We start from the raw sequence: 15030 nt of genomic DNA, 5'->3' as shown, positions 1-15030 counted from the left end.
GGGCTCGTGGTGCCAGTTGGCGGGGCTGGTTATTGGGCGTCTATTTCTCGTGCCAGCATCCTTGCGGCAGCCTTGCCTGCCCGATCCGCATACCCTCGCAGCAGATCGTCCTTGTACAGCCGTGCCAGCCACTGGGCATCCTCGGCATATCGCAACATGTGGCGAATATTTCTCCGACGTTTCCAGTCGCTCAATGGATGTCCACTGATGTGCATGTCGGAGAGGTCGATCAGGCCGAATTGCCCACTGGGCATCTTGATCACGTTGCCCAGATGCAAGGAGCGAAAATATACGCCTTTTCCGTGAAGTTCGCCCAGTAGCCTGCCAAAGGCTTCGACTTCCAGCGAGGTGACTTCAGGGAGCGATCTTCTCCAGAGTCCGCGCAAGGTATCGCCGGGCAGCGGCTGATAGCGCACGCCATTGAGCTGGCGCTCCGGAACCCGAATCGTTTCCAGTATTTCCGGGGCGGGCACGCCCAGCGAATTGAGTGTCCTGGCATTGTCGGCGAATCGCTTCGCCGGGGGCGACCAGAGGGCCGATGAAAGCAGGCGCTTGCGTCGATACAGCTTGAGGAAGGTACCGTCCTCAAGGCGCGCGACCTTGATCCCGAAGGCATCCGCCTCGATGATTTCGGCGCCCTCCAGCAGGGAGGCCAGCGCTTGGTTGGACAGCACCTTCATGCCAATCCCCTGGAGCGCTGCTGCAGCGACAGGCCGATCAGGATGGCCAGTGGTATCCAGATCAGGAACCAGTTCTCATTGGGCCTGGAGAGGAAGTTGCTGCCCTCGGTCATCCCCGCTGCCAGCCCGTAGATGACCAGGCATGAGGAAACCTTGACGCCGGGCTGCTCCCTGAGGCTCAGGCTTCGCCAGAGGGTGAGCCCGTACATCAGCACCCACAGCGCCAGTCCGACGAGGCCGAGTTCGAGCAGTACCGCGATCTGCACGTTGTGGGGGTCCGACCAGACTCCCGGTATTTCTGCAATGCGGAACTGGAACTCGCTGCCATAGCCGTGGCCCAGCCAGAAGAAGCCGTTGGCCTGCTCGAGGGCCGCTTGCCAGATCTGGGGACGGTAGGAGAGTCCGCGCTGGAGAATCGACTCCGGCAACAGGATGGCGAGACCGACACCGGCGACTCCCAGCAATGCGACGGCGATCACCGTGCGGCGGCCATTGGTCAGCAGTGCCAACCAGGCCATGCAGGCCACCAGTGCCATCAGTGGGGTGCGCGAGCCGGTTGCCAGGGTGGCGGCGGCCAGCGGGATCAGGGCCAGGAAGGGGAGCCAGTGCTTGCGCTCCTGGTGCGTCACCCAGGCGGCCATCCAGTAAGCGCAGAAGAACCCCAGCAGGTGCGAAGTGAGCAGCGGGTTGAGCAGCCCGCCGGTGCCGATCAGGCGCTTCCAGGCGGGTGGCTGGAGATAGAACTGCACCAGGCAGGCGACAGCCGCAACGCTGGCGACGATGGCCGCGATGCGCAGGGCGGTGGGCAGCAGTCGGGTGTCCTGGCTGGCCATCACGGCGCAGGAGAGGAACAGCATGAAGACATACAGCGGCCGTTTGGCCAACGAACCCGGGCTGTCGTCACTGGCGGTCCAGATCAGGCTCAGCAGCACCCAGGCCGACAGCGCCAGGAAAGCGAGGACCACGGGTTCGCGGAGCAGTTGCCGGAGCACCGCCGGGCGCAGGATCGCCGCTATCAGTGCAGGTAGCACGGTCAGGAGGTAGAAGGATTTGCTGTACTGGCTGCGTTCCATCACCCAGAACAGGCCGGTAAGCAATACCAGAAAGCCGAAGGGCAGCCAGCGGCACGCAATGAATCGGTGGACCCTCTCCAATCTGGAGGCCGGCAGTACCATGTTGTTCAAGTGGAGTGTTCCGGTCGGTTAAAGCGCGCATTTTACTGGAACGACCTTGCCCTGTGCTAAGATCCAGCGCCTTTTCGGCTACGTCTGAAGCGCAAGCGCATGTCCGAGCAGCACTCCGAAGTCTCCCGCCCTTCCAGCCTGAAGATCTACTTCCGCCTGCTGGGTTATGTCCGACCCTATGTCGGCTTTTTTCTGATCAGCATCGTCGGCTACATCATCTTCGCCTCCACCCAGCCGATGCTGGCGGGCATCCTCAAGTACTTCGTGGATGGGCTCAGTAATCCGGATGCCGTCCTGTTTCCCGATGTTCCCTACCTGGAACACCTGAAGCTCCTGCAGGCGGTTCCGTTGCTCATCATCCTGATCGCCGCGTGGCAGGGGCTGGGTTCCTATCTGGGCAACTATTTCCTGGCCAAGGTTTCCCTTGGCCTGGTGCACGACCTTCGCCTCGCGTTGTTCGACAGCCTGCTGTCCCTGCCCAATCGCTATTTCGACAACCACAACTCCGGTCACCTGATTTCCCGAATCACCTTCAACGTGACCATGGTCACCGGCGCGGCCACCGATGCCATCAAGGTGGTGATCCGCGAAGGGCTGACGGTGATCTTCCTGTTCGGCTACCTCCTGTGGATGAACTGGAAGCTGACCCTGGTGATGGTGGCCATCCTGCCGCTGATCGCGCTGATGGTCAGCAGCGCCAGTCGCAAGTTCCGCAAGCAGAGCAAGAAGATCCAGGTCGCCATGGGGGACGTTACCCATGTGGCGTCCGAAACCATCCAGGGGTATCGAGTGGTACGCAGCTTTGGCGGCGAGCCCTACGAGTCCGACCGTTTCAAGCGCGCCAGCGAGGACAATACCCACAAGCAATTGCGCATGACCAAGACCTCGGCGGTCTATACCCCGATGCTGCAGTTGGTCATCTACACGGGCATGGCTGCGTTGATGTTCCTGGTCCTCTTCCTTCGCGGCGATGCCAGTGCGGGGGACCTGGTGGCCTATATCACGGCGGCGGGCTTGCTGCCCAAGCCGATTCGCCAACTGTCCGAGGTCAGCTCCACTGTGCAGCGCGGTGTGGCAGGCGCCGAAAGCATCTTCGAGCAACTGGACGAGGCGCCCGAGGTGGATAGGGGCACCGTCGAGCGTGAGCGCACCGAGGGTCGGCTGGAGGTGCGTAACCTCAGCTTCCAGTACCCCGGAACCGAAAAGCCCGTACTGCAGGATGTGAGTTTCGTGGCCGAGCCGGGCCAGATGGTCGCACTGGTGGGGCGCTCGGGGAGCGGCAAGTCCACCCTGGCCAACCTGATACCCCGTTTCTACCACCATGAGCAGGGTGACATCCTGCTGGATGGCGTCGACATCGAGGACTATCGCCTGCGCAACCTCCGTCGCCACATCGCCCTGGTGACCCAGCAGGTGACCCTGTTCAATGACTCGGTGGCCAACAACATCGCCTACGGCGATCTGGCCGGAGCGCCGCGCGAGGACATCGAGCGGGCGGCCGAGGCGGCGTACGCCCGGGAGTTCGTCGACAAGCTGCCCCGGGGCTTCGATACCGAAGTGGGGGAGAACGGCGTGCTGCTCTCCGGCGGCCAGCGCCAGCGTCTGGCGATTGCCCGGGCGCTGCTGAAGAACGCACCGGTGCTGGTGCTGGACGAGGCCACTTCCGCCCTGGATACCGAGTCCGAGCGGCATATCCAGGCTGCACTGGACCGCGTCATGACCGGTCGCACGACCCTGGTGATCGCTCACCGATTGTCCACCATCGAGAAGGCCGATCTGATCCTGGTGATGGACCAGGGGCGGATCGTCGAGCGTGGCACTCACAGCGAATTGCTGGCCCTGAATGGCTACTACGCCCGCCTGCATGCCAACCAGTTCACCGAGGAGGCTCAGCACCAGGCGAGCTGAGCCAGGCGCCACCCCTGGTACAAGGATGCACCGGGCCTGTGCCCGACAAGGTAAGGATGTGTTCAAGAGTTTCCGGTTTTATCGTGAGCAGGGTTGGCGACCGCTGGATGCGGCGGCCTACCAGGCTGCATGGGACCGCTTCGGCGGCAGTGTCATCACCCATCCCCAGGTGGTCGAGCGGCTGTCCGCGTTGGCCGGGATTCCAGTGCGTTACCTTGGCTACCCCGCCCGTGGCGAGCTTCAGGCGGCCATTCCTGCTTGGGGACGCCACCTGGCCTTGTCCAGGCGCGCGCTGAAGCGATGTGGCCAGCGAAACCTGTTCGACCTGGGTAATGCCGAGGTCATCCTTCCGGTGGCACCGGGCGCGGGTGCCCCCCTGCGTCATGAGGTGGGCTACCTCTCCGAATTGAACCGCACCGGCTTCAGTGGCTTGCGCCAGCAGAAGGAACAGTTGGCGCTGGCTCGTGCTCCGGAGGAGTGGTCGAAGAAGTTCCGCTACAACCAGCGTCGCGAGCTTCGTCTGTTCGAGGAGGCCGGTGGTGAGGTGCGTCCGGTCTCGGACTACAGCCCGACCGAATTTGCCGACATCTACACCGAACTGTTCGAGCGGCGCTGGGGGTTCGAGGTGCCAGGGAAAGGGCATCTCGAGGAGGTATTCGGTCTCCTGCGGGCGTTCCTCAGCGGTTCCGTGCTCCTGTTGGGCGGTGCGCCCATCGCCGTTCAGGTGCTCTACAGGGCCGAGTCTCCGGGCTGGATCAGTTACGAGTACGTCAATGGTGGGGTCGACCCTGCCGCGCACCATCTGAGCCCAGGCAGCGTTCTCAGCTTCCTCAATACCCAAGCGGCGTGGGAAGACGCACGTTTAAGAAACAAGGCATTGCGCTACTCCTTCGGCCGGGCTGATCGTGAATACAAGGATCGTTGGTGCAACCGGGTTGCCGCATTTCGGGTGTAAGTGAATGGAAACACGCAAACAGCGCTTGCTGCGCCGTCATCGGCGCAACAAACGTCTGGTCATGGTGGTGGCGCTTCCGGTCCTGGTCGCGCTGGACTGGTTCGCGGGCTGGAACAGCCTGCCGGTGCTGCTCCTGCTGGCCTGGATCGCCCATGAGGCCTGGTTCGCCGACCACCTCTTCTATTCCCCTCGGGCGGACTACCGTTACCGCTTCCCCGAGGGTGTGATAGTCCTGCCGGGCGTCCTGGAGAGCGGGCGACTCGTGCTGGCGGACGACGCATTGCCCGCCGATGCCGATACCCTGTTCCTGGAGGTGCGGGTTCGTGGTTCCTGGGTGGGGCGCTGGCTCGACCCGCATGTCCTGGTCGACGATGGCCAGTGCCTCGATCGACAGGATTTCGAGCGCAGCCTGGAGGGGCTTCGCTACCTGAACCTGTCCGGCCTGGCTCCCGCGGTTCGTGAAGGACGGCTTGGATTGCGGGGGCGCTTTTGTCGACTGGCCCCCGAGGTTCGGCTCTATGCCTTCCGCAATCCGGATTATGCCGCTCGACGCCTGATGGTGATCGCGCCCCATGCGGACGACGCCGAGCTTGCCGCCTTCGGGCTTTATAGCCGTGCCAGGGAAGCCAGCATCGTGACCCTGACCCAGGGGGAGATCGAAGCTCGGAGCTACTGCCGCATGGGCCTCGACAGGGCCGCCGCAGCGCGCCTGAAAGGTCGCCTGCGCAGCTGGAGTAGCCTGGCGGTGCCGCTTTGGGGCGGCGTGCCGGCCAGTCGCTGCGTGCAGCTCGGGTACTACTGCCTGCAGCTGGCCTCCATGGCCGCCGAGCCGGAGCGGGCCTTTGGTTCCCTGGAATCAGGCGAGACGGATATCCGCACCGTGCGTCGTTTCAACCCCCTGGCCTTGCCCGGCGACCTGAATGGCGTGCCCAGCTGGAACAACCTGGTGGGCGACCTTGCCGCCCTGCTCAGGCGTTTCAGGCCCGAGGTGGTGGTCTTGCCCCATCCCGAACTGGACCCGCACCCCGACCATATCCAGGCGAGCCGGGCCCTCGACGAGGCAATCGGGCGCAGTGGCTGGAGACCGGCGGTGCGGTTGCTCTACGCCAACCACCTGTACGACAACGATCGTTGGCCGATGGGGCCGGCGGGCGGTGGCATCGCCCTGCCGCCGAGGCTCGAGGCATTGCCTGCGGACGGGCTGTGGAGCCCCGTGCTGGAGGACTCGGTCCGGTTGGACAAGGTACAGGCGCTTGCCATGCAGCATGACCTGCAGACCCCGCTTCCACTCAAGAAGCGCCTGCGTCGGATCATCCAGTGGGTACTGGCCGGGCGACGCTGGCCAGACGTCGGCCAGGACGACTTCTTCCGCAAGGCCGTGCGTCGTCATGAGTTGTTCTGGGTGCGTCCGGAGTCCGATCGGGAGCCTCGGGCCGACTGAGCTGCTATGTTATGATCCGCGCCGTTTTTGACGCCCGGAGACCCCATGAAGCTGTCCATGCCCCGATTCGATCAAGCCCCCGTTCTGGTGGTCGGCGACGTCATGCTTGACCGCTACTGGCATGGCGGTACCTCGCGCATTTCCCCCGAAGCCCCGGTGCCCGTGGTCAAGGTGGATCAGATCGAGGACCGTCCCGGCGGAGCCGCCAACGTCGCGCTGAACATCGCCGCCCTGGGTGCCCCGGCCATGCTGGTGGGCATCACCGGTGTGGACGAAGCGGCCGACAGCCTTTCCGACAGCCTCAACGCTGCGGGTGTGGATGTGCATTTCCAGCGCATCGACGAGCAGCCCACCATCGTCAAGCTGCGGGTCATGAGCCGCCACCAGCAATTGCTGCGGATGGATTTCGAAGAGGCGTTCGCCACCGACGCCGAGGCGTTGGCCGCCGATGTGGAGCGGCTCCTCCCCAAGGCCAGCGTGCTGGTGCTTTCCGATTACGGCAAGGGAGCGCTGAAGAATCACCAGGTGTTGATCCAGGCCGCACGCCGTCAAGGCGTACCCGTGCTGGCCGACCCCAAAGGCAAGGATTTCAGCATCTACCGTGGCGCCAGCCTGATCACCCCAAACCTCAGCGAGTTCGAAGCCATCGTCGGTCGTTGCACCGACGAAGCCGAACTGGTGGCCAAGGGGGCGCAGTTGATGCGGGAGCTGGAACTCGGCGCCCTCCTGGTGACCCGGGGCGAGCACGGCATGACCCTGCTGCGACCCGAGCATCCGCCCCTGCATCTGCCGGCCCGGGCCCGTGAAGTGTTCGATGTCACGGGCGCCGGCGATACGGTCATTTCGACGCTGGCCGCGTCCCTCGCGGCTGGCGAGGACCTGCCCCAGGCAGTGGCCCTGGCCAATCTGGCTGCGGGAATCGTGGTCGGCAAACTGGGTACGGCGGCCATCAGCGCGCCTGAACTGCGCCGCGCGGTGCAGCGCGAGCAGGGGTCCGAGCGCGGCGTCCTGAGCCTGGACCAGCTGCTGCTGGCCATCGAGGATGCACGCGCTCACGGCGAGAAGATCGTGTTCACCAACGGCTGCTTCGATATTCTCCATGCCGGCCACGTGACCTACCTGGAACAGGCCCGCGCCCAGGGCGATCGCCTGGTGGTCGCGATCAACGACGACGCATCCGTCAGCCGCCTCAAAGGCCCGGGGCGTCCGATCAACAGCGTTGAACGGCGCATGGCAGTCCTGGCGGGGCTGGGTGCGGTGGATTGGGTGGTCAATTTCACCGAAGACACCCCCGAGCGCCTGCTCGCAGAGGTCAAGCCCGATGTACTGGTGAAGGGCGGGGACTATGGCATCGACCAGGTGGTCGGGGCCGATATCGTTCGTGCCTACGGCGGCGAGGTGAGGGTGCTGGGGCTGGTGGAGAACAGCTCCACCACCGCCATCGTCAACAAGATTCTCGATCGGTCCTGAGTCCGCCGCATGTTCGAGCCTGTCTACCTGTTCCTGCGAAATCTGGCCTACAAGAACCGCCTGCGCATCAAGCCCGGCAATGACCTGACTCTGCCCCGCTGCGCGCAGCGGGGGATGAAGAAGGTCACCATCAAGCTGGGTGGTCGCAACAATCGACTCGTGATCGGCGAGGGTGTCCAGCTGAGTCACTGCGAGATTCGCCTGGATGGCCAGGACAACCTGATCGAGATCGGCCCCCGTGTACGTTTCAGCTCAGGCAAGATCTACCTGCGCGATACCCGTGGGCAGCATATTCGCATCGGCGAGGACACCACTGTGGAGGGGGCCTACCTGCTGGTGGACGAGGCGGCCAGCATCGACATCGGTCGTGATTGCATGCTGTCCACCGATATCCTGATCCGTACCGGTGACAAGCACTCCATCCTCGACATGCACAGTGGCGAGCGCCTCAATCCCTCCCGGCCGATCACCATTGGCGACCGTGTCTGGATCGGGCGTGACGTGCAGGTGCTGAAGGGCACCGTGCTGCTTCCAGAGTCGGTGGTCGGCGCATGCTCCGTTGTCAGTCGCGCGTTTGGCGAGGGCAACTGCGTGGTGGCCGGCGTTCCGGCACGCATCGTCAAACAGGGTATTCGCTGGGATCGCGCCAAGCTCTGACGGTTCGTTGGCTGCAGGGCGAACCACTCGCTTCGACTCGGACATGGGCGAACGGGGCGACGACACCCATCTTCCGGCGCCCTCAACCTCCCAGGAGCGCGATGTCCCCGTATGCAGGCCCACGCCCGTCGTCGCAGGGGGGGTGGTGCGTTCGACGGCAAACAGTGCCTGGTCTGCAGGGGCTTGCAGCCGGTGGCTTCCAGGAGGCGGGACCTGCATTGTTCCTTGTTGGGGCCTCTGCTCTGGCGCCGGATGGCGCTGGACCGGACTCGCGAGTTGATGACGCGGGCTGGGGTATGGCGAGGATGAGCTGCTGGAAAAGTGGGCGTGGGATCTGAAGATCCTCGACATCTTCGAGGGCGTCCAGCAGATCCGGCTGTTGATCATCGCACGGTGCCTGCTCGGCAAGAGTCCCAGCGGATTGCGGTGACGCCGTCAGGAAGTGACTGGCGCCTGATCTTCCAGATTTCCGGGCGCCAGGCAGCGTTCCCCGGAGCGGCGTCGCTGTTCCAGCTGCTCCTGGGCTCGCGCTCGCAGGCGCTGCTGCTGGCCGGGATGCGCTTCGCGGTAGGCCGTTTGGGCGCTGCGGATTCGGGCCAGGTGTGCGTCCAGGACTGTTCCGTCCAGGGCGACGCCGAACTGGCCGTCTTCGCCGGTAAGTCCTGTGAAAAGTTGCTGAAGCATCTGATCCCCCAGTCGCTCATGGTAGTGGGACGAATCGAGGTACCAGTGCATTTCCTCGTTCGGCGCCAACGGCAGGGGTTCCATGCTGTATCTGTGGTAGCCGCTGAAATCCACCACTTCCAGCCTGCGTCCGGCGGGTACTTCTGCATTGACGTGCTCGGTCGCGGCGACGATGTCGCGCTTCCACCGCTCGAAGGCCGGCCAGAGCTCCGTGGCATCCAGGGTTTCCAGCAGGCGTGCGTGGACTGGTGAAATGAAGATCTTCAGGTCGATATCCGCGTCGCGCGCCATGCGCAACAGGTCCTGATAGCGCGCCAGTGTGTTTCCAGAAGCCACTCCATAGCTGAACCTGTTGTCCTGGCAGGCCGTCCATGTGCTGTGGGCGAAGCCTTCCTCGAAGCGCACGAAGGCGCGCTCGTAGCCGTCCTCTCTCAGCTTGAGCAGCTCCCTCTGGTTGTTGCGCTGGCCGTCGAGGTGGAACTCGTCATCGATCGGCTTCTGCTTGCGCAGGGTGCGGATACTGGCGCGAGTCATCGCCGGGCTGAACAGGGCCAGCCTCAGCTGTTCGAGTCGACGGTTGGCGGACTGGATCGGGCCATCGTCCTTTCCTGCCAGCAATTGGGGGTAGGCATAGCGGGTGGGCTTGCCGGCGCTGAACATGAAAAAGTCGATGCCCAGGACGACGCTGCGTGGCTTGGCGGTGTGGATGGCATGGGCCAGGCTGTCGTGCAGCTCGCCAATACTGGCCCCGCTCAGGGCCGCATTGAACCCGGTTCCCGGGTAGGCCTGCGCCCACGCTTCGTTGCTCGTGCGCAGACCCAGTTCCGCGCGTGACGAGCCGAGTGCAAGACGCTGGGGTGCCGTCCACTCCACCTGAATCGGCTTGGCGATACGGGTGTAGTCGCTGTAGGTGTTCTTGAAGGCGTTGACCCCGGGAAGGCGGGCCAGGCCGAACAGGTTCAAGGGGTCGGCGAACAGTACCAGCAGTGTATTGCCCACGAGGAGCAGGGTGCTGAGCAGCAGCAGAAGGCGTGTATAGGAGCGCATCTCGGCCTCAGAACTGGAAGTAGATGAATTCGCTGACCTGGCTCATGTAGAGGATGCCCGCGAGTCCTAGGAAGGCGACGATCAGCGCCCACTGTGGCGACGGGCTCCAGCGCAGGCGGCCCAGGTAGCGTTCGGGACGTCCGTACTCGTCCAGTGCCGGCGTGATCCTGGAGAACACCTGTGCTGTGTTGGGCAGGCAGGTGGCGATGAGCAGCAGGGCGATGACCCAGTTCAGGGTGTCCTTGCCGACCAGACGGGTGGCATAGAGGCTCACATCCACCGACAGGCCCAGCTCGCGCAGGCGTTCGGCGAGGCCTGCGCTGTCGGGGTGCAGGCTGATGCCGTTGAGCCCGGCCATTCCCTGGAGAATGCTCCAGGCGGCATCGAAGTTGCTGGCGCGGAAGAACACCCAGGCGACTATGACGCTGAGGAAGGTGAGCAGGTAGGCGAATGGGGTGAAGCCCAGGCGCCAGAGTGCGAAGCGCTGCAGGGGCGCCGTCAGGCGCTCCCAGAGTCGGTGGATGACCAGGTAGGCGCCGTGCAGCCCGCCCCAGACCACGAAGGTCCAGGCGGCGCCGTGCCAGAGGCCACCCAGCAGCATGGTGATCATCAGGTTGACCAGCCGCCGGGCCTCGCCGCTGCGATTGCCGCCCAGAGGGATGTACAGGTAGTCACGCAGGAAGCGCGACAGGGTGATATGCCAGCGCCGCCAGAAATCAGAGATGTTGCGCGCCCGGTAGGGCGAGAAGAAGTTCAGCGGCAGGATGACGCCGAACATGCGAGCCAGACCGATGGCCATGTCCGAATAGCCAGAGAAGTCGAAGTAGAGCTGCAGGCTGTAGGCCAGTGAGCCGCCCCAGGCCTCCAGCAGGGTCAGGGCTGTGCCGCTGGCGGCGGCATCGAAGACCGGGTTGGCATGGGCCGCGGCGCCGTCGGCCAGCACGGTCTTCTTGAACAGCCCCACCATGAAGATGCTGAGTCCGATACCCAGGTTGGACGAGAGTTTCTCCAGGTTCTCCAGGCGCACGAACTGAGGAATCAGCTCGCGGTGATGGACAATCGGACCGGCCAGTAGCTGCGGGAAGAAGGTGACGAACAGGCAGAAGTGCAGGAGGTTGTACTCGTGGGTCTTGCCCTTGTAGGCATCCACCAGGAAGGCGATCTTCTGAAAGGTTATGAAGGAGATGCCGAGGGGCAGCACGATGTGCAGCAGGTTGAAGTCGCTGCCGCTGAGGCTGTTGAGGGTACCGATGAAGAAGTCGCAGTACTTGTAGTAGCCGAGAACCCCCAGGTTGGCGGCGATACCGAACGCCAGCAGGGGGGTGCGCCAGTCCTGTTGACGGCTGATCAGTCGGCCTAGCAGGAAGTTGCTCAGCGTCGAAGCCACCAGGAGCGCGATGTAGACCGGGTTCCACCAGCCGTAGAAGAACAGCGAGCAGAGCACCAGCCAGGTCAGGGCTGGCTCCAGCAGCCGGCGGCCGACCAGGACGTAGTAGCCGAGCAGGCAGATGGGAAGGAACAGGAATACGAATGTGTAGGAGTTGAATAGCATCCGGGCGTCCCTGCAGATGAAAGGCGCCGGATTCTATTCGTTTTCTTACAAGAAATGTCAGAGTGCTAGCAGGCCAGTCGGCTACCCGACATACGGCGCCGGTGTCCGCACTTTCCCACCCAGTCCCGCCAGCGCACCCGTTCTTCGTGCACCAGCCAGCCCTCGCGCTCGGCGAAGCTCTCCGACAGCCAGACGCCCCGGGTGCTGGCGGTCCTGAATTCGCCATTGCGCAAGGTCAGCAGGTCGCCCGTGGGCAGGCCCTGGTGCAGGGGGAGCAGGAAGATGTCCGGGCGGCGGCGGTCCAGTCGCGCGATCAACTTGCCGTCCTCCAGCACTTCGTCGACATGGAAGAGGCTGATCGGGTGGTTGTCCCTGGGCATTTCCAGGCGCAGGTCATAGACCAGTTGCAGGGAGGCCGTGGGCAAATGGACATAGGCATCCGGGCGCTCCAGCAGCGTCAGGCTGCCGCTCCGCACCGGGCGTGCAGCGCCGGAAAGGGGGCTCAGGCGGAAGTGCGCGGCTTCCCGGTAGCGCAGTTCACGCTGGTAAGGGGTGGGCAGCCAGGTGTCGGCGAAGCGTCCGGCGAGCCAGCCTTCCGGCGTCTCGATCAGGCATTCCTCCGCCACTTCCTGAATGGCGGTGAGCAGCGGCAGGTTCAGTTCGTGGGCGGGGACGTAGCCGGAGATCAGCTTGAGCACTGTGTCGCCGCGGTCCTGGCGCTGCTGGCGGACCAGCAGCCAATAGTCTTGTCCGAGCAGATTGAGGGTCAGCCGCACCGACACGCCGAGATTCGCCAGCTCTACCGCGAAGCGCCGGCTGTCGTTCACCTGCACCGGTTTCCGGCGTTCCAGCATCTGGCTGAAGTTCAGCGGCCGTCCCAGACTCTGGTAGCTCAGGGCATCGGCGCTGGCTTCGACATACAACGGGAGTGTCTTGAACGCACTGGGGTCCTTGCGGGCGAGGATACGCGGCATGTCGACTCCTTCTGCTTCGTCAGGGGGTGCCCTCGATGACGGCCACGGCCGTCGCGACATTATGGGACAGATGCAGCGGGTTGATCGTCCCGATTATCGCGCTGGTCACCCCGGGGTGACCGAAGATCAGTTCGAAGCTGGCGCGCACGGGGTCGATGCCGGCGCCCAGGCAGGCATGACCGCTGGCCAGCCCTTTCTTGATCAGGATGCCCTTGCCATGTTGCAGCGCGTAGTCGAGCACCGGCTTCTCGCCCTGCTCGTTGAGGTTGTAGGTGACCATGGCGCAGTCACCCCGCTCAAGGGCGAGCAGGCCGCCCTCCACGGTCTTGCCGGAGAGGCCGAAGCCGCGGATCTTTCCGGCCCGCTTGAGCTCGGCGAGGGTCTCGTAGACGCCGCTGTCCTGCAGGATGGCCAGGTCGTTGCCGTCGGAGTGAACCAGCAGGAGATCGATGAAGTCGGTTTCCAGGCGTTCGAGGCTGCGCTCGACGGACCGGCGTGCATGGGCCGGGCTGAAGTCGAAACGGGACTGGCCGGCCTCGAACTCTTCGCCCACCTTGCTGACGATCACCCAGTCCTGGCGCTGGCCGCGCAGCAGCGGGCCGAGGCGTTCCTCGCTGCGGCCATAGGCCGGGGCGGTGTCGATCAGGTTGATCCCCAGATCGCGGGCCAGGGCCAGCAACCGGCGGGCCTCGGCATCGTCGGGAATGGTGAAACCGGCCGGGTACTTCACGCCCTGGTCACGGCCGAGCTTGACCGTGCCGAGGCCGAGGGGGGAAACCATCAGGCCGGTGTCGCCCAGCGGGCGATGGTGCGCGTGCAGGCTGCTCATCCCAGCAATGCCTCCCAGGCCGGTTGTGCGACGGGGGGACGGGGCAGCGGCGGGAGCGGCGCATGTTCGCCCGGCTGGATGCCGTCCCGGGCCAGGCAGGCCAGCACGCGGTCGGCGAAGTCCGGGGCCAGGGCCAGCTTGGTCGGCCATCCCACCAGCAGGTTGCCTGCTTCGGCCAGGAAGGCATTGTCCGGGCGCACCAGGCCGGATTGCGCCGGCTCGGCGCGGTCCACACGCAGCGTGGCCCATTGGGCGCCGGTGAAATCGATCCAGGGCAGCAACTGGCGCAATTCCTGCTCGGCGACGGCGATCTGTTCGGCCTCGTTGCGGGCCACGCCGTCGGCTTCGGCGAGATCACCGCCCAGGTACCAGACCCACTGGCCATCGGCCGCCGGATGGCTGGTAACGGTGACACGGGGTTTGGGACCGCCGCCCAGGCAATGGGCGTAGAGCGGTTTCAGGCCCGGGGCCTTGACCATCACCATGTGCAACGGACGTCGCTGCATGGCCGGCTGCCGGATACCCATGCGCTGCAGCAGGTCTTCATTGCCGGCACCCGCGCTGAGCACGATGCGCTGGGCCCGGACCTCCCGGCCATCCAGGCGCAGGCCTACCAGGGCCTCGCCCTCGCGCAGCGGCTCCACCTCACGCGCTGCCACCAGGCTGTCGCCGCCGAGCTCCGCCAATCGGGCGATCACGCTGGGCACGTCCAGCACCAGTTCGGCCAGGCGGTAGACCTTGCCCTTGAACTTCGGGTGCTGCAGCGCCGGTGGCAGCTCGCTACCGCTGACCGGGTCGACGCGCCCGCGCATGGCCTTGCTGGCGAAGAAGCTGGTGACATTGCCGAACAGGCTGCCGGGGGACCAGAGGTAATGGGCGGGGGAGAGCAGCCGGACGCCGGAGAGGTCGAGTTCGCCGGTTCCGGCCACGGCCTCGCGCCAGCGGCGGGGCATGTCGGCGATGGCTTCGGAGGCACCGGTCAGGGCGCCGTGCAGGGCGTACTTGGCACCCCCGTGGATGATGCCCTGGGACTTCACGCTCTGCGCGCCGCCCAGGCTGGCGCTCTCCACCAGCAGGGTGGAGAAACCCTGCTGACGCAGGCGGGCATTGAGCCAGAGGCCGGCGATGCCGCCGCCCAGGATGAGGACATCGGTGGAAAGGGGTTCGGCCATGGGAGACGCCTGCCTGAAAAAAACAGGGGCGCAGTATAGCGCCCCTGAGGTAGTGCCGACGCGCAGTGCGCGCTCAGTGCCCCGTGCTGCTGGAGAACAGCTGGATCACCACCACGCCCGAGACGATCATGCCCATCCCCACCACGGCGGGCGCGTCCAGCTTCTGCTGGTAGAGCACCAGGGCCGCAATGCTCACCAGCACGATGCCGAGCCCCGCCCAGATGGCGTAGGCGATGCCCACCGGAATGCTCTTGACCACCATGGTCAGCATCCAGAAGGCGAGGGTGTAGCCGCCGATCACCAGGATCAGGGGCAGGGGTTTGTTGAAGCCGTCGATGGCCTTCATCGAGGTGGTGGCGATCACTTCGGCGGCGATGGCGATGGCGAGGTAGATGTAGCCGGTCATGGTCGGGCCTCCTGTCAGATGGGCGAATTCTAAGGCGTACACCGATGGGATAAAGTCATTACCCATCTGTA

13 protein-coding genes and 1 pseudogene are annotated in these 15030 nt (G+C 64.8%); 6 read left to right on the top strand and 8 right to left on the bottom strand.

Features of this window, described 5'->3' with window-relative positions:
* Window positions 1-29: 29 nt before the first annotated feature.
* Window positions 30-680, bottom strand: a complete 651-nt coding sequence (locus tag KF707C_RS29870) for a BUD32 family EKC/KEOPS complex subunit (protein ID WP_003453114.1) — start codon at window positions 678-680, stop codon at window positions 30-32.
* Window positions 677-1855, bottom strand: a complete 1179-nt coding sequence (locus KF707C_RS29865) for an O-antigen ligase family protein (RefSeq protein WP_003453112.1) — start codon at window positions 1853-1855, stop codon at window positions 677-679. Before KF707C_RS29865 ends, KF707C_RS29870 begins: the two co-directional genes overlap by 4 nt.
* A 108-nt stretch (window positions 1856-1963) precedes the next feature.
* Here KF707C_RS29865 and msbA point away from each other — a divergent pair, with 108 nt between their 5' ends.
* The 6 genes and pseudogenes from msbA to KF707C_RS26315 form a co-directional block, all read left to right on the top strand.
* Complete coding sequence (msbA, locus tag KF707C_RS26340) at window positions 1964-3772, top strand: lipid A export permease/ATP-binding protein MsbA (protein ID WP_003453110.1); 1809 nt, start codon at window positions 1964-1966, stop codon at window positions 3770-3772.
* A 58-nt stretch (window positions 3773-3830) separates the two neighbouring features.
* Window positions 3831-4727, top strand: coding sequence for a GNAT family N-acetyltransferase (locus KF707C_RS26335; RefSeq protein ID WP_036993202.1), 897 nt, complete (start codon window positions 3831-3833; stop codon window positions 4725-4727).
* Between the two features lie 4 nt (window positions 4728-4731).
* The gene (locus KF707C_RS26330; RefSeq protein WP_003453103.1) at window positions 4732-6168 is read left to right on the top strand and encodes a PIG-L deacetylase family protein; all 1437 of its coding nucleotides are present in this window, start codon (window positions 4732-4734) and stop codon (window positions 6166-6168) included.
* A gap of 45 nt (window positions 6169-6213) precedes the next feature.
* The gene (gene hldE, locus KF707C_RS26325; protein ID WP_003453101.1) at window positions 6214-7638 is read left to right on the top strand and encodes a bifunctional D-glycero-beta-D-manno-heptose-7-phosphate kinase/D-glycero-beta-D-manno-heptose 1-phosphate adenylyltransferase HldE; all 1425 of its coding nucleotides are present in this window, start codon (window positions 6214-6216) and stop codon (window positions 7636-7638) included.
* A gap of 9 nt (window positions 7639-7647) precedes the next feature.
* A complete protein-coding gene (locus KF707C_RS26320) occupies window positions 7648-8295 on the top strand; it encodes an acyltransferase (protein WP_003453098.1) in 648 nt (215 codons plus the stop codon).
* Window positions 8296-8584: 289 nt separating this feature from the next.
* Window positions 8585-8725 (top strand): annotated as a pseudogene (locus KF707C_RS26315) (acyl-CoA dehydrogenase family protein); the annotation flags it as partial.
* A gap of 5 nt (window positions 8726-8730) precedes the next feature.
* On the opposite strand, the gene KF707C_RS26310 reads toward KF707C_RS26315, so the two are convergent.
* The 6 genes from KF707C_RS26310 to KF707C_RS26285 all read right to left on the bottom strand — a co-directional run bounded on the left by KF707C_RS26310 (window position 8731) and on the right by KF707C_RS26285 (window position 14959).
* On the bottom strand, window positions 8731-10026 hold the full coding sequence (locus KF707C_RS26310; protein ID WP_003453096.1) for a hypothetical protein: 1296 nt from the start codon (window positions 10024-10026) through the stop codon (window positions 8731-8733).
* Between the two features lie 7 nt (window positions 10027-10033).
* Window positions 10034-11578: an MBOAT family O-acyltransferase gene (locus KF707C_RS26305; protein ID WP_003453094.1), complete on the bottom strand. Its 1545-nt coding sequence runs from the start codon at window positions 11576-11578 to the stop codon at window positions 10034-10036.
* A gap of 65 nt (window positions 11579-11643) precedes the next feature.
* Entirely contained in the window at window positions 11644-12552 is a 909-nt protein-coding gene (locus KF707C_RS26300) for a hypothetical protein (protein ID WP_003453092.1), read from the bottom strand.
* A 19-nt stretch (window positions 12553-12571) separates the two neighbouring features.
* Window positions 12572-13381, bottom strand: a complete 810-nt coding sequence (locus tag KF707C_RS26295) for an aldo/keto reductase (RefSeq protein WP_003453089.1) — start codon at window positions 13379-13381, stop codon at window positions 12572-12574.
* Window positions 13378-14553: an NAD(P)/FAD-dependent oxidoreductase gene (locus KF707C_RS26290; RefSeq protein WP_003453087.1), complete on the bottom strand. Its 1176-nt coding sequence runs from the start codon at window positions 14551-14553 to the stop codon at window positions 13378-13380. Before KF707C_RS26290 ends, KF707C_RS26295 begins: the two co-directional genes overlap by 4 nt.
* 73 nt (window positions 14554-14626) lie before the next feature.
* Window positions 14627-14959, bottom strand: coding sequence for a DMT family transporter (locus tag KF707C_RS26285; RefSeq protein WP_003453086.1), 333 nt, complete (start codon window positions 14957-14959; stop codon window positions 14627-14629).
* Between the last annotated feature and the right edge of the window lie 71 nt (window positions 14960-15030).

The organism is Pseudomonas furukawaii (assembly GCF_002355475.1).
Classification (GTDB): Bacteria; Pseudomonadota; Gammaproteobacteria; order Pseudomonadales; family Pseudomonadaceae; genus Metapseudomonas; species Metapseudomonas furukawaii.
This window is presented reverse-complemented; position numbering and strand designations above follow the sequence as displayed.

What these genes read in the sequence shown, in the direction of transcription:
- KF707C_RS29870 (WP_003453114.1), bottom strand. Translation starts at nt 680, where the DNA reads ATGAAGGTGCTGTCCAACCAAGCGCTGGCCTCCCTGCTGGAGGGCGCC.
- KF707C_RS29865 (WP_003453112.1), bottom strand. Translation starts at nt 1,855, where the DNA reads ATGGTACTGCCGGCCTCCAGATTGGAGAGGGTCCACCGATTCATTGCG.
- msbA (WP_003453110.1), top strand. Translation starts at nt 1,964, where the DNA reads ATGTCCGAGCAGCACTCCGAAGTCTCCCGCCCTTCCAGCCTGAAGATC.
- KF707C_RS26330 (WP_003453103.1), top strand. Translation starts at nt 4,732, where the DNA reads ATGGAAACACGCAAACAGCGCTTGCTGCGCCGTCATCGGCGCAACAAA.
- hldE (WP_003453101.1), top strand. Translation starts at nt 6,214, where the DNA reads ATGAAGCTGTCCATGCCCCGATTCGATCAAGCCCCCGTTCTGGTGGTC.
- KF707C_RS26320 (WP_003453098.1), top strand. Translation starts at nt 7,648, where the DNA reads ATGTTCGAGCCTGTCTACCTGTTCCTGCGAAATCTGGCCTACAAGAAC.
- KF707C_RS26310 (WP_003453096.1), bottom strand. Translation starts at nt 10,026, where the DNA reads ATGCGCTCCTATACACGCCTTCTGCTGCTGCTCAGCACCCTGCTCCTC.
- KF707C_RS26305 (WP_003453094.1), bottom strand. Translation starts at nt 11,578, where the DNA reads ATGCTATTCAACTCCTACACATTCGTATTCCTGTTCCTTCCCATCTGC.
- KF707C_RS26300 (WP_003453092.1), bottom strand. Translation starts at nt 12,552, where the DNA reads ATGCCGCGTATCCTCGCCCGCAAGGACCCCAGTGCGTTCAAGACACTC.
- KF707C_RS26295 (WP_003453089.1), bottom strand. Translation starts at nt 13,381, where the DNA reads ATGAGCAGCCTGCACGCGCACCATCGCCCGCTGGGCGACACCGGCCTG.
- KF707C_RS26290 (WP_003453087.1), bottom strand. Translation starts at nt 14,553, where the DNA reads ATGGCCGAACCCCTTTCCACCGATGTCCTCATCCTGGGCGGCGGCATC.
- KF707C_RS26285 (WP_003453086.1), bottom strand. Translation starts at nt 14,959, where the DNA reads ATGACCGGCTACATCTACCTCGCCATCGCCATCGCCGCCGAAGTGATC.